General features: G+C 68.3%; 8 protein-coding genes. 2 read left to right on the forward strand and 6 right to left on the reverse strand.

Features of this window, described 5'->3' with window-relative positions; all coding sequences use genetic code 11:
- Window positions 1–45: 45 nt before the first annotated feature.
- The 4 genes from malT to malE form a co-directional block, all read right to left on the reverse strand.
- Window positions 46–2,793, reverse strand: a complete 2,748-nt coding sequence (malT, locus tag AC0KXH_RS15735; RefSeq protein ID WP_200629249.1) for an HTH-type transcriptional regulator MalT — start codon at window positions 2,791–2,793, stop codon at window positions 46–48.
- A 99-nt stretch (window positions 2,794–2,892) separates the two neighbouring features.
- Window positions 2,893–3,783, reverse strand: coding sequence for a maltose ABC transporter permease MalG (gene malG, locus AC0KXH_RS15740; RefSeq protein WP_061340833.1), 891 nt, complete (start codon window positions 3,781–3,783; stop codon window positions 2,893–2,895).
- Window positions 3,784–3,793: 10 nt separating this feature from the next.
- On the reverse strand, window positions 3,794–5,350 hold the full coding sequence (malF, locus tag AC0KXH_RS15745; RefSeq protein ID WP_174606280.1) for a maltose ABC transporter permease MalF: 1,557 nt from the start codon (window positions 5,348–5,350) through the stop codon (window positions 3,794–3,796).
- Window positions 5,351–5,416: 66 nt separating this feature from the next.
- On the reverse strand, window positions 5,417–6,604 hold the full coding sequence (malE, locus tag AC0KXH_RS15750) for a maltose/maltodextrin ABC transporter substrate-binding protein MalE (RefSeq protein ID WP_061337363.1): 1,188 nt from the start codon (window positions 6,602–6,604) through the stop codon (window positions 5,417–5,419).
- 252 nt (window positions 6,605–6,856) lie between these two features.
- Between malE and AC0KXH_RS15755 the strand changes: the two genes are divergently transcribed.
- Window positions 6,857–8,944, forward strand: a complete 2,088-nt coding sequence (locus AC0KXH_RS15755; protein WP_488223673.1) for an alpha-amylase — start codon at window positions 6,857–6,859, stop codon at window positions 8,942–8,944.
- Window positions 8,945–9,000: 56 nt separating this feature from the next.
- Window positions 9,001–10,092 carry a protein kinase family protein gene (locus AC0KXH_RS15760; RefSeq protein WP_488223674.1) on the forward strand — a complete coding sequence of 364 codons (1,092 nt, stop codon included), beginning with the start codon at window positions 9,001–9,003 and terminating at the stop codon, window positions 10,090–10,092.
- Between the two features lie 43 nt (window positions 10,093–10,135).
- Here the strand turns inward: AC0KXH_RS15760 and AC0KXH_RS15765 are convergent, their stop codons facing one another.
- A complete protein-coding gene (locus AC0KXH_RS15765; protein ID WP_488223675.1) occupies window positions 10,136–12,166 on the reverse strand; it encodes a methyl-accepting chemotaxis protein in 2,031 nt (676 codons plus the stop codon).
- 153 nt (window positions 12,167–12,319) lie between these two features.
- The gene (gene mta, locus AC0KXH_RS15770) at window positions 12,320–13,975 is read right to left on the reverse strand and encodes a glucan 1,4-alpha-maltotetraohydrolase (RefSeq protein WP_200294224.1); all 1,656 of its coding nucleotides are present in this window, start codon (window positions 13,973–13,975) and stop codon (window positions 12,320–12,322) included.
- Window positions 13,976–14,247: the final 272 nt, after the last annotated feature.

Raw genomic sequence — 14,247 nt, forward strand, 5'->3', positions numbered from 1 at the left:
CCTCCTCCTCCCTGGCGAGCGCCCCGCAGGGTTGGCGACCGGCGGCTAGTCGCCCTGGATCTTGCTCAGCAGGTCGCGCGCCAGCTGCACCGCCTCGCTGCGGTGGGTGATGTTGAGCTTCTGGTAGAGGCTGCGGATGTGCGTCTTGATGGTGGTCGGCGCGACGTTCAGGTGATCGGCGATCTGCTCGTTGGACTGCCCGGCGTGGATCAGGCTCAGCACCTGCCATTCACGCCGGGTCAGCGGCGAGCGGCGGATCAGCTCGGGCACGTCGGGGCGGTTGATGATGTCCTGGATAACCGCCTCGTCCAGGGTGATGCGGATGGCGCGGCTGAAGTCGCGCTGCTGCTGCGCCAGCTGGATCAGGCGCGTGGCGCGCTGGGCCTCCGGCTCGTCGAGGGTGCGCTCGTGCAACAGGCACTTGAGCATGCCGATGATCGGCTTGCCCACGCGCAGGAAGCTGCCGATCGCGCCGCTGCCGCTGGCCAGGGTCATGGCCCGCTGCAGGTGGTCGAGCGCCTGCTGGCGTTCCTCGCGCAGCCAGTGCAGCTGCGCCAGGAGGATGTGGTTGCGGTTGCGGTCCATCACCAGGCCATGGCACTCGGCGTTGGCCAGCAGCTGGCGCAGGATCGGCAGCGCGCTGTCCAGTTGCCCCAGCGCCAGGTAGGCGCGGGCGTGGTTGCGCGCGTTCAGCTGGGAGAAGTGGTTGGCGCCGCCATTGACCGGCGGCGCACTGACCAGCCACTGGCGAATGGCGTCGCGGTCCTGGCTGGAATCCCAATAGGCGAGCATCACCGCGTGGGCGTTGGCCAGCCAGTCGATGTGGTAGCGATCGTCGGCAAGCATCGTCTGCATCTGCCCGATGTAGTCGGCACAGGCGTGCTGCTGGCCGCGGGCATAGGCAACGCCAGCCAGCAGCGCATAGCTCTGCAGGCGCCAGCGCGGGTCGTCCAGCTCGTCGAGAATCTGGATGCCCTGCAGCGCACACTGCTCGGCGGCGTCCAGCTGGTGCCACTCGAGCAGCACCTGGCCGCGCACGCGGTAGATGAACTCGACGATGGGCGTGGCCTGCAAGCGCTGCTGCTCGATGTACTGGATGGCCCGTTCCTGCAGGGTGTAGGCCTTCTGCAGATGGCCCTGGGCAATGGCGATTTCCGACAGCTGGCCAAGGCTCCAGACCACCAGGTGCGAGGCGTTGATCTCCCGCGCGCGGCGTTCGGCTTCCTCGTACTGCTTTTGCGCCTGCGGCAACGCGCCCTGGACGAAGTGCGCCTCGGCCAGGCCGGACAGCGCCGCCACCCGCGAGGTGCGCATGATCAGCGGTTCGCAGGTGAGCGCTTCCTCTGCCAGGGCGATGGCGCGTTGCTCGTCGCCCTGGTTCATCGCCAGCTGCGCGCGCACCGCATTGAATTCGCCGACGATGCGCGCCCAGTCCTGCTCGGAACAGCTGCCGTGCAGGGCCAGCTCGCTGGCCTTGAACCAGCGCTCGACCTGATCGAACTGGTAGGAATTCTGCGACACCCAGGCCTGCAGCAGGGTGAGCAGCGGCGAGCCGGCGATCACCGCCTCCGGCAGGGTCTCCAGGCACTGCTGCAGCAGCCCAAGCCGGCCCTGACGGTAGAAGGCGCGCCCATGGCGCTGCAGGATCTCGGCAACCTGCTGCGGCTCGCCGGCCTGCACCGCATGCCGCGCGGCCTCCTCCGGCAAGCCCTCGGCCAGCAGCGCGGAAGCCGCGCGCAGGTGCAGCTGGTTGACCCGCTGCGGCTGGTGCGTGCGCAGTTCGCCCTGGAGGAACACGGCAAACAGCGGATGGTAGCTGTACCAGCGGCGCAGGCTGTCCAGCGGCTGGATGAACAGGCCGCCGCGCTCGAGCCGCTCGAGCATCTCGCGGCCGTGACAGGCCTCGGTCAGGTGATCGGCCAGCGCGGCGTCGAAGCGCTCGAGCAGGCAGGTCGCCTCGAGAAAGCCGCGCAGGTCATCGGGCAACCCCTCGAGCACCTGCTCGCGCATGTAGTCGCGGATGTCCGGGTGGCCGAGCTGCAGGTTCTCCAGGAACAGGTCCATGCCGCGGCTGGTCTGCACCTCCTGCAGGGCCAGCTGCAGCGCGCAGGGCCAGCCGCCGATGCGCCGGTTGAGGCGTTCGACCTGCTCGCGATTGATGCTCACCGGCACGCCCAGTTCGAGCAGCGCCTGCACCTCGTCGTCCTCGAAGGCCAGCTGGCGCGCGTCGAGCAAGAGCAGCTGATGCTTGACCCGCAGCTCCGCCACGCCCAGTTCGGGCAGCCGGCGGCTGCACACCAGCAGGGTCATCCAGCTCGGCATGTGGCGCAGGAAGAAGCGCAGCCCGGCGATCAGCTCGCGGTCGTGCAGCACCTCGAACTCGTCGAGCACCAGCAGGATGCCCTCGTGCTCGCCCGGCAGCTCGGCCAGCAGCTGGGTGAACAGCGCGTCCAGCGAGACCTGGCCCTGTTCGGCCAGCGCCACGGCGAGGGGGCAGCCGGCGTCCAGCTGCGGGTCCAGCGCCTGGGTCAGGTAGCGGCCGAACTGCAGCCCCAGGTTGTCGCTGGCGTGCAGCTGCAGCCAGGCGACCCGACCGTCGAAGGCCCGCGCCCACTGCGCCGCCAGAGTGGTCTTGCCGAAGCCGCTGGCGGCATGCAGCACCGCCAGACGCACTTGCCCCAGGCGCTGCAGCCACTCGTCCAGACGCGGCCGCTCGAGCAGCCCCGGCGGCAGCATGGGGATCGCCAGCTTGGTGGGAATCAATGGCAGCAGAGGTGGCATCGCGGCATTCATGGACGGTTCCCTGTTCACGTTCTTGTTCTTGTCATGGTCTGGCGCACCGGTTCGCACCGCTCCCGCGCTCCGGTCTCGCGCCTCGTTCAACTCAGGCGGTCAGCCCTTCACCCCGCCGGCGGTCAGGCCGCCGACGATCCACTTCTGGCAGTAGAGGAACACGGCGGTGATGGGCAGCCCGGAGAGTACCGCGGCGGCGGCGAAGTCGCCCCACAGGTAGTTCTGCGGGTAGAGGTACTGCTGTGCGCCGACCGACAGGGTGAGCTGGTCGACATCCATCAGCAGCACCGAGGCGATCGGGTATTCGGTGACGCTGGTGATGAAGGCGAGGATGAACACCACCGCCAGGATCGGCACGCTCATCGGCAGCAGGATGTGGAAGAACGCCTGCCAGGTGCTGGCGCCGTCGACGATGGCGGCCTCCTCCAGCGAAGCGTCGATGCTTTCGAAGTAGCCCTTGATGGTCCAGATGTGCAGCGCCATGCCGCCGAGCGAGGCAACGATCACCGCGCCGTGGCTGTTGATACCGAGCCAGCTGACGTACTGGCCGAGCTGATCGAACAGCGCATAGATGGCCACCAGCGAGAGCACCGGCGGGAACATCTGGAAGATCAGCATGCTTTTCAGGATCGGCGCCTTGCCGGCGAAGCGCATGCGCGCGAAGGCGTAGGCACTGGTGGTCGACAAGAGCAGGATCAGCGCCGAGCTCACCAGGGCGATCTTCACCGAGTTCCACAGCCACAGCAGCACCGGGAACGGCGGGTTCGTCACGCTGCCGTCCTCGTGGGTGTAAGGAATGCCGAGGGCCAGCGACCAGTGCTCCAGCGTCGGGTTGTCGGGAAACAGGCTGCCGGTGGCGAAGTTGCCCTCGCGAAAGGAGATCGACACCACCATCAGCAGCGGAAAGAGGATCACCGCGACAAAGGCCAGCAGCGCCGCGTGGGTCGCCCAGAGCCGGTAGCGGGTGGATTTGGGTTGCACCATGGCCATGCCGGTCTCCTTATACCTTGACTTTCGACAGCTTGAGATTGAGCAGCGCCATGGCGCCGACGAGGATGAAGATCAGCGTGGCGATGGCCGCAGCCAGGGCAAAATCCTGCCCCGAGTCCTGGAAGGCGATGCGGTAGGTGTAGCTGACCAAGAGATCCGTGGTGCCGGCCGGCGTGGTCGCGCCGATGATGTCCGGCCCGCCGCGGGTCAGCAGGGTGATCAGCACGAAGTTGTTGAAGTTAAAGGCGAAGCTGGCGATCAACAGCGGCATCAGCGGTTTGATCAGTTGCGGCAGGGTGATGCGCAGCAGGTTGTCCAGCGGCCCGGCGCCGTCGATCGCCGAGGCCTCGTACTGGTCGCGCGGGATGGCCTGCAACAGGCCCATGCACAGCAGCAGCATGTAGGGGTAGCCGAGCCAGGTATTGACGATCAGCACCATGCTGCGCGCCAGGGCCGGGTCGCTGAACCAGTCCGGGCGAATGCCGAGCAGCCCGTTGAGCAGCAGGTTGATCTCGCCGAAGTTCTGGTTGAACAGGCCGCGGAACACGAGGATGGAAATGAACGCCGGCACCGCGTACGGCAGGATCAGCATCAGCCGGTAGAAGGCCTTGCCGCGCACCAGTTCCCATTGCAGCAGGCTGGCCAGCACCAGCCCCACGGCCAGGGTGAAGACCACCGTCAGGCCGGCGAAGGCGAAGGTCCAGGCGAAGATCTGCACGAAGGGCTCGCGGATGCTCGGCTCGGTCAGCACGCGGGCGAAATTGGCCAGGCCGGTAAAGCTGGTGAAGCCGGGGGCGACGGGCTCACCGGCCTCGTCGATGTAGAAGCCGCGTTCGGGGTCGGCGGTGAGCCGCTCGCCGGTGCGGGTGTCGACCAGCACACCCGGGCTCTGCAGGCGGTACTGCGGTTTCACCGCGGCGACCTCGCGCAACCCGTAGAGCCGCAGCAGGCTGCCGTCGGGCGCCTGCAGTACCCACTGCTCGAGCGCCTTGCGCCGCTGGATGACGTCGCGCACCGAGAACACCTCGCCCAGTGGCGCGGCCGACTCCAGTGGCTGCAGCACCAGCGGCGCGTCGGGCTCGGGCGTGCCGGTCAGCGGTGGGCTGACGAAAACGCCCGCTTCGCCCTTGTCCACGCGCATCCGCTCGCCCTCGGGGCTGTGGTGCAGGCTGAAGCGAAAGCGCTCACCGGCCAGGTAGGTCTGGCTCAGGTGATAACGTTCGACCTGCGCCTGGCTCAGCAGGTGCGTGCCGCTGTAGTTGGTAAAGCCGATGCCCACGGTGTAGAGCAGCGGAAAGATGACGAACACCAGCATGCCCGCCACCGAGGGAAAGATGTAGCGCTGGGCATACAGCCGGCGATTGATGAACAGGTAACTGGCAAGCCCGCACACCACCAGCCCGAGCAGCGCGAAGGCCATCTGCCCCTGGGCGTAGAGCGCGACCACCAGATACAGCGCGAAGGCATTGAAGGCCAGCCAGAGCAACCAGCGCAGGCCGGTGCGGGGCAAGCCGCGAAGAGTCGGGCGGGTCATGACGGGGCTGGGCAACTCGGCATGGGCATTCACGGGAGACGGACCTTTATCGGCAGGGTAGTGCACGCCGGCGCGCCATGCAGGCGGCCGGCGTCGGCTTCATCGGGTGATGCGCTTGGCCGCATCGTCCAGCGCGGCGTCAACCTCCTGCCGCCCGGAGCTGATGTTGGTCAGCGCGGCCGCCATGGCCGACCAGAACGCCCCCATCTCCGGCACGTTGGGCATCGGTTCGCCCATCTGCGCATTCTCGAAGGTCGCCTTGATGTGCGGGTTGCTCGACAGCTCCTGCATGTAGGCGGTGTTGGCCACCGCACCGAGCGGCACATCGGCGTTGACCGTCTTCAGCCCCTCGACCTGGAGCAGGTAGTTCTCGAGAAACTCCACGGCCAGGTCCTTGTTCGGGCTCGCCGCGTTGAGCATGGCCGCGGCGACGCCAACGAAGGGCTTGCCCGGCTCGCCGTCGACGGCCGGGATCGGCGCCACGCCGAAGTCGATACCGCTCTTCTCGATGTTCGACCAGGCCCAGGGGCCGCTGATCATCATCGCCGAGTCACCCTTGTTGAAGGCTGCCTCGGCCACGCTGTAGTCGGCGCCCTTGGGCATCACACCCTTGTCGATCAGCTCGCGCAGTACCTTGGCACCGGCCTTGGCGCCGGCATTGTTGACCCCGGTGTTGCTGACGTCGTAGCCGCCATCGCGCTGCTCGAACACGTAGCCGCCCTTGGCCGAGAGCAGCGGCCAGGTGAAGTAGGTGTTGTTGTAGTCCCAGAGAATGGCGCGCTTGCCGTCGGCGGCGAGCTTCTCGTTCAGCGCGAACACCTCGTCGAAGCTCTTCGGCGGCGTCTGGACCAGCGCCTTGTTGTAGATCAGGCCAATCGTCTCGACCGAGACCGGATAACCCCAGAGCTTGTTGTCGTAGCTCACCGCCTGCCAGGCGAAGTCGGCGATGCCGGATTTGGTCTCGGCGCCGGGCGTGACCGGGGTGAGCAGCCCGCTCTTGGCCCATTCGCCGATGCGGTCATGGGCCCAGATGAAGATGTCCGGCCCGTTGCCGGTGGCCGCCGCCTGCTGGAACTTGTCGGTGGCGCTGTCCGGGTGGGCCACTTCCACCGGGATGCCGGTCTCGGCGGTGAACCGCTTGCCGACCTCTGCCAGGCCCTTGTAGCCCTTGTCGCCGTTGATCCAGACGACCAGTTTGCCTTCCTCGATCGCCGCCAGGGCCGGCAGTGGCAGGCTGAAGGTGGCCGCCAGGCCGATGGTGGCGATACACCAGAATTTCTTGTTCATGCTTCGCTTTCCTCGTGGCTTCTTATTAGTTGTTCCACCTGCTGCCGGCCTGAGGCTCTGACAGTCGTTCCATCCTCGGCGCGCATGTCGCCTGCTGCATCCTCCCCGGTGGGGGCGGTCAGGGCGTAGAGGCAGGGCGTAGTTCGCTGCACGCAACGCTGCGAAATACGCCATCGCGCTGCGGCTTACGCCTATACCCTGCAGCCATCCGGGGCTCAAATGTAGCGAAAAAAGCGCAACGGAGCTCTGTCGATGCACACTCACCGCTTGCCTGCCCTGCCCTGGCTGCTCGGCCTCGCGCTGGCCTCACCCGCCCTGGCGGCCCCGTCGCTGACTGCCCGCCTCGACGCGCAGCCGTTGCCGCTGCACTGGCAGGCGCTGTCAGCGCAGCGCTACGCCACCGAACTGCAGCTCGAAGCCGGCGAACTCGAATTGCGCGCGCCCACCGCCGGTGGCACGGCCGAAACCCTGGCGCCCTACCGCCGCCAACCGCTTGGCAAAGACAGCGCCTACCGCTTCGAAGTGCCGGACGCCGGGCGCTATCGCTTGACCGTCGAGACCGGCATCACACCCGCCCTGCGCCTGGTGCCGATCAAGGCCGCCGAGCCGGTGGCAGCCACCGCGGTCTGCAAGCCGTGGCAGGGTGGCGCGGTGGAACTGGCGGTTGGCGAGGTCTTCGGCGAGGGCGAAACCCTGCGCGACGCGCTGTCCGGCGCCACGGCGGTGGTCCGCGACGGCCGGGTCAGGCTGCAGCCCGCCGCTGGCAGTGACGGTCTGCTGCTGCTCGAACGCGCCGAAGCGCCCGAGCAGCCGGTCGCACGCGACTGGCGCAACGCGATCGTCTACTTCGTGCTCACCGACCGCTTCGCCAATGGTGATCCAGGCAACGACCGCAGCTATGGCCGCGCACCGGATGGCGCCGAGGAGATCGGCACCTTCCACGGCGGCGATCTCAAGGGGCTGACCGAACGCCTCGACCATATCGCCAGCCTCGGTGTCGACGCGCTGTGGATCAGCGCACCCTATGAACAGATCCACGGCTGGGTCGGCGGCGGTGATCGCGGCGACTTCCGCCACTACGGTTACCACGGCTACTACGCCCTGGATTTCACTCAGCTCGACGCCAACATGGGCAGCGAAGACGACCTGCGCGCGCTCATCAGCGCGGCCCATGCCCGCGGCATCCGCGTGCTGTTCGATGTGGTGCTCAACCATCCCGGCTACTCGACCCTGCAGGACATGCAGCAGCTCGGCTTCGGTGCCCTGCGCGACGGCATGGCCGAGTACCTGCCCGAGCAGTGGACAACCTGGCAGCCGGAAGCCCACGAGAATCTGCACGCCTACCACAACCTGGTGGATTACGAGCACCCGAGCTGGGCCGCCTGGTGGGGTCGCGACTGGGTACGGGCGGGCATCGCCGACTACGACACGCCGCCCAGTGCCACGGTCGATCCACTCAAGGGCTCGCTGGCCTTCCTGCCGGATTTCCGCACCGAATCCGAGGCGGTCGTCGCGCTGCCGGAGTTTCTCGCGCACAAGGCGCAGACCCGCGCCGAGCCACGCGAAGGCTACCGGGTGCGCGACTACCTGATCGAATGGCTGACCGGCTGGGTGCGCGAGTTCGGCGTCGACGGCTTCCGTGCCGACACCGTCAAGCATGTCGAACCCTCGACCTGGGCCGAGCTGCGCGTGGCGGCCGAGCGCGCCCGCGCCGACTGGGCCCGCGCCAACCCGGACGACCCCATGGCCGGCGAGCCGTTCTGGATGGTCGGCGAAGTGTTCGGTCACGGCCCCGAGGCCAGCGACTATCTCGAGCAGGGCTTCGATGCGCTGATCAATTTCGACTTCCAGAAGCAGGCCGTAGCCGCCAGCGACTGCCTGGCTGCCGCCGAGCCCAGTTACGCCGACTATGCCCGGCGCCTGGCCGAAACGCCCGGGCACAACCTGCTGAGCTACGCCTCGTCGCATGACACCGCGCTGTTCAACAGACTGGTCAAGGGTGACCTGGCGCGTCAGCGCGGGCTCGCCACCGCCCTGCTGCTGGCGCCCGGCGCGGTGCAGATCTACTACGGCGACGAAAGCGCCCGCGCCTTCGGGCCCACAGGTTCGGACCCCTTCCAGGGCACACGCAGCCCGATGAACTGGGACGAGCACCAGCGCCCGGAGATCGCCGGTCTGATCGATTACTGGCAGCGGGTAGGCCAGTTCCGCGCGCGCCATCCGGCGATCGGCGCGGGTACGCATCGACTGCTGTCGTCCGGCCAGCCCTATGCCTTCGCCCGCACGCTGGGCGACGACCGCATCGTCGTCGTGCAGGCCGGTGCATCGTTCACCCCCTGAATCGCCCGTCCCGGGTCGCAGCCCGGGACGCAGCCGCCCCCTGCCTGGAGCCCGCAATGAACGCAACCCTGAACCCGCGCCAGCAGGCGCAGCTGGCCTTTGTCGCCAGCGGAGCGGAACTGCAAGTCGGCCAGCCGCAGGACTGCCCGCTGCCGCTGGCCACGCTGGTCGCCACCGACGGCAGCGAACCCTATGTCAGTCGCACGCTGTCCGGCGGGCTCACCGCCCACGTCTACCGGATCGAAGCAGCCGGCCGTAGCTGGACGCTCAAACGCGCCCGCGAGCGCTGCCTGGTGCAGAACGCCGATGGCCAGACCTCGTTTCTCAACGAGGTCCAGCGGCGTGCCGACCTGCGTGCGCTGAAGGCCCGGCCCGAGCTGGCCGAGCCGCTCGCCGGGATCGTCGATACCTGCTATGGGAGTTTTCGTCACGGCGTGCTGCTGTCGCCCTGGATCGACGGCGAGGCCGTCGGCGACTGGGATGAAACGCGCCTGACAGACCTGTTCGACTGCGTCATCACGCTCGCCTCCGCCGGCCTGTTCGAGTGGGACCTGTGCCCCGGCAACGTGCTCGACGACGGCCGCATCCGGCTGTTCGACTTTGGCTACCTGTACCGCTTCGATCCGCTGCGCGAGTTCAACAGCGATGGCCTCGCCCGCCCGGGCTTCCACCCGGTCGAGCGTTTCGAAACGCGGCAGTTCTTCGCCTGGCTGCTCGGCCAGGAGGCACTCGGCAGCGCCCGGGCGCTGGCGGCGTTCCGCCTGGAGAAGGCGATCGCCCTGGACCGCTACCGGCGCTGGCGGGCCGAACTGGCCGGCCGCGGCGCCAGTCCGGCCGTGCTCGAACGGCTGGACCGGCTGATCGACAGCTGGCGCACCGCCCTTGCCGGCTCGGCCGAGGCGCTCTACCTGCGCGAGGCCTGGCGCTCGCATCGTCTCGATCTGGCCGACGATCTCGACGGCCAGACCTGCACGCCGCAAACCCTGCAGCGCCTGGCCTGGCTCCGGGAAACGGTTGGCGCACGCCACGCCGACCTGCTCGCCGCCGACGCCCTGGCCCATGAGCGGGCCCCGCAACGCGCCGCCCTGCTCGACGAGCTGCGCCGCGCCGAAGTGCAGGCCATCGGCTGGCAGGTGCCGCGCGCCTAGGCCGGACGGGGACAGCCGGACCGTCGCCGCCGCCCGGTCGCGCTCAGGTGCGGTAGCGCGCGCAGAGCGCCTGCTGCTCGGCGGACATGCGCGCCTGACGTTCGCTGCTGTCGCTGATCGCCACGACGCTGTCCATGTGCAGCTCGGCCGCGGCATCGATCGCATGCATGCCGCGCGACACCTCTTCGGCGGCGAGCCGTTGCTGACCGGTAGCCGAATCGATTTCCCGCGACATGGCGGCGATGTGCTCGACCTGGCTGCGGATTTCCTGCATCAGCCGATCGGCCTGCCCGACCTGATCGAGGGTGCCCTGCATCTGCGCGCGACTGGCCTCCACCGAACGCACCGCCGAGCCGATGCCCTGGGCCAGGCGTTCGATGCGCTGCTGGATCTCGCCGGTCGATTGCGCCGTGCGCCGGGCCAGGCCGCGCACCTCGTCGGCGACCACCGCGAAGCCACGCCCCTGATCACCGGCGCGCGCCGCTTCGATCGCCGCATTGAGCGCCAGCAGGTTGGTCTGCTCGGCAATCGCACGGATCACATCGAGAATCTGCCCGATCTGCTCGCTCACCGCCTCCACGTTGGCGATCTCGGCCACGCTGGTTTCCAGCTGCTCGGCCAGGGCTTGCGTGCCGATGCGGGTCGCGGCCATCCGCTGGCTGCCCTGCAGGGTCAGTGCCTCGACACTGCCGACCCGCGTGGCCGTCTCGCCGGCATGCTGCGCCACCTCGCCAAAACTGGTCTCCAGTTCGGCCAGGCTGACGGCGAGCGCCCCGATGCTGCTGCGTTGTTTCTCCAGCCCGGCACGCGCCTGGCTGCAGGCCTGGGCATTGCGGCGGGCAATCTGGTCCTGTTCGTCGGCGTTGCGCCCGAGCTGGGCCAGAGCATCGCGCAGGCTACCGGCGACCCGGTTGACCCAGTCGCCGACACGCCCGAACTCGTCCGCGCGCTGGTACTCGCAGCCGCCGCGCAGATCACCGTCGGCCAGGTGCTGCAGGCTGCCGCTGACGGCGGCCAGGGCCATGCGCATGGTGCGCCCCAGCCACAGGCCCATGGCCAGCGCCACCGCGATCGACAGCCCGGCCATCGCCAAGAGGCCGGCCACACCCTGACGATAGGTCTGCGCGGCCAGGCCCAGTTGCCTGTCGCTGGCCTGCTGGGCGCTGGCGATGAGCGTGCCGATGTCCTCGCGTGCCTGGTGCTGCAGCCGACCGAGCTGCAGTTTCTGCTCGCGGTTGGCCTGCTGGTCGGACAGCCAGGCGTAGTACTGCGCCACCGCACCATTGCCGGGCACCGCCAGTTGCTGCTCGATGGCGGCAAACGGCGCCTGGAAGCTGTGCGCGTAATCGGTACGGCTGTCCTGGTGCGGTTCCAGATCGAGGAGAACGTTGTCCAGCTTCTTCTGCAGGGCCGGCAGCCGCTGCGCGATCTGCGCACCGGCTTCATCGAGTGCCTTGATCGAAGACACGCCGATGGCGTCGAACAGCAGCGCCTCGACCTGCTCGAGCGGGATGATGAACTGCTTGATGGAATAGGCGACCAGCTCGTCGCCAGTCACGAACTGCGCCTGCAGCAGGTCCTGCTTGAGCCGCGAGAACTGCAGCTGCAGATCGCGCAGCGCGACGGCGTTGCGCCCCACGCGCGCGAGCAGGTCGCGCTGCGCATCGATCAGCGCCAGGCTGCGGCGGTCGAGCTCCGGCAACAGCGCCGCCAGGCGCTGCTTGGTCTCGGCATGTGCCGGCGTCACCCGCTCCAGCTGGGCGAACAGCTCGAGGGCCTGGGCCTGCAGCGTGCGATGCCGGCCGACATAGCCGTCGAGCTGGTCAGGCCGGCCCTCGGCCAGGGCGTCGGAAAGGTTCTGCGTCAGGCTCTGCAGCGCACTGAAGAAGCTCTCGCTGACCAGCAGACGCGACGCGGTCGACGAGATTTGCTCGGCATTGCCTTGCAGGCGGCCGATGGCAACCAGGCTGGTGCCGGCTACCAGCATCAGCAAGGCCACCAGCGCGGCGATCAGCAGGTACAGCCGGGCCAGGAAGCCAAGCCGGAAAGGGGTCGAGCGGGTCTGGGCCAACATGAACAGCTCCTGATACGACAGCGCAGCGCGACGGCTTTTATGGTTGTCGTGCCAGCATCGGTGGCCCGGCCCGTCGCCGGCCTCCTCCCTGCCCACCCTGGGTCGGGAGGAGCCGCCCGGCGTAGGCGTAGCCGAGGCCGGGCGGGCGTGTCGTCAGAACGAGCCGCTGGTGCTCGCGCCGGCAGCGGCCTGGACCTGGTTGTTGCCGCCCGATTGCCACTGACGCACCAGCGTCGCGTCCGCCTCGTTGCGGATCAGGCACTTCCATTCCACGTTCTGGCCGGCTGGCAGGGCGATGCTGCCCTTCCAGGTCGGATAGCTGCTGGTGTCGGTCAGCCGTACCGCGGAGGCCGGGCTCCAGTTGCCGAGCTGGCTGACGTTGCCCACCGCGTAGACGCTGTCGCCCATCTGCGTCACACCGTTGTCGCAGCGGAAGTTCACATTGACCAGGCCGCCCTCGCCGCCGTCATTCCCGCCGCCATCGCCGCTACCGCTGCGCCAGACGCGCACCTGGCCGTTGCTGGCGTTGACCGCCTCGCTGAAGCTGCCGCTGGCGACCTGGCCGGGGTTGGCCAGATCGGAGTTGAGCGCCACCACCAGGGTCTGCTGGCTGCCGCTGACGGTGGCGACCAGGCCGCTGTAGCCGCTATGGAAGCTGATCGCCGAATCGGCGCGCACGCCGGCGGTGCGCCGCACCTGAATCAGCTGGCGGATGAAGTCGCCGTAGCCCCAGTCGTACATGTGCGACCAGTAGACCACCGGCGTGCCGGGGCTGGTGAGGATGTAGGCGTAGGCCTGGCGGATCAGCCCGTCCTGCAGCGCCCAGTGGTGCTGGCCGCCGTTCTGCCCGGGCGAATAGCCGGTGTCGTGGTTGTCGACGAAGGTCACCGCCACCTCGCGCCAGCGCGGGTCGGGGTTGCCGTTAAGGCCGTTCTTCCAGTCGGCGACCGAGCCGTTCTGCATGCGCTCCTTGAGGGCGAAGTCGAACACCGGGCACTTGGCCCGGTCCGACCAGTCCTTGATGATCTGCTGCCAGCTCGCCGTGTTGCGCCAGTCCCAGCTCGGATATTCAGAAGGGCCTTTCCACAGCTCGCCAACGCAGAAGCTGCTGTCGGCGCTGTCGCTCATCCAGCTGTCGACCCGTTCGGGCGCATAGCCGCGAACGAAGTCGAAGCGGAAGCCGCCGGCGCCGTAGCCGCTGCGCAGGTTGGCGAGCTCGTCGCGAAACATGCCGTAGATCTGCGGATGGCCGGTGTTCAGGTCCGACTCGCCGCCGATGAAGCGGTCTCCGTCATCGCAGTCGTTGGGGTAGTTGCCCGGGTCGGCGCAGTCGTTGCGCCAGAAGCCCTGGCCGGCCGGCAGGTTGATCTCCTTGTCCGGATAGCCGCGGTTCATGTGATTGGGCACCACATCGTAGAGCACCTTCACCCCGGAGCCACTGAGCGCGCCGGCGGCCTGACGCAGCTGGGCGTCGCTGCCGTAGCGGCCGTTCTTGTTGAAGTCGTGCCAGAAGTAGCCTTCGCCGCCGCCGGACTTGCCGCCGTCGGTCCAGCTGGAGAAGTCACGCCAGGGCACCGGCATCCAGATTGCCGAGAAGCCGTCCGCGGCGATCGTCGAGGCCTGCTGACGAAGGATGTTGTACCAGTCGTTGGGCGCTTCGCGGACGACGTTCCAGTGGAAGCCCTGGAGGATGATTTCGTCGCCGCCGTGGTAGCGCACGCCGGCCGGGCTCTTGCCGGCCTGGTCAGCGAGGGCGGGGAACGGCAGCAGGATCGCCGCCAGTACGGCGGCACGCAGGGTGTGGCTCATCGCAATACTCCGGTTCTTGTGCTTGTTCGGATGACCGGCGACGAAGCGCCGGACGAGGATGAACGCCGGCCAGTGGAGGACCGGCATCGGCAGGCTGCCCCCGCGTGACACGCCCACCAACCTCCCCCGCCGGCTATGTGACGGCGTAATGGCCAGGCCGAAGGCCTCTGGCAATCATCTGCGCCCCACCCGTAGCGACCCCGCCCCGGGGATTACGCCGCATTCATCCCGATTACGCCCTCGCCCTGCGCCAGCGAAATCTCTGGCCGGGA

The sequence above is a fragment of the Stutzerimonas sp. CXK-1 genome (genome assembly GCF_057738225.1).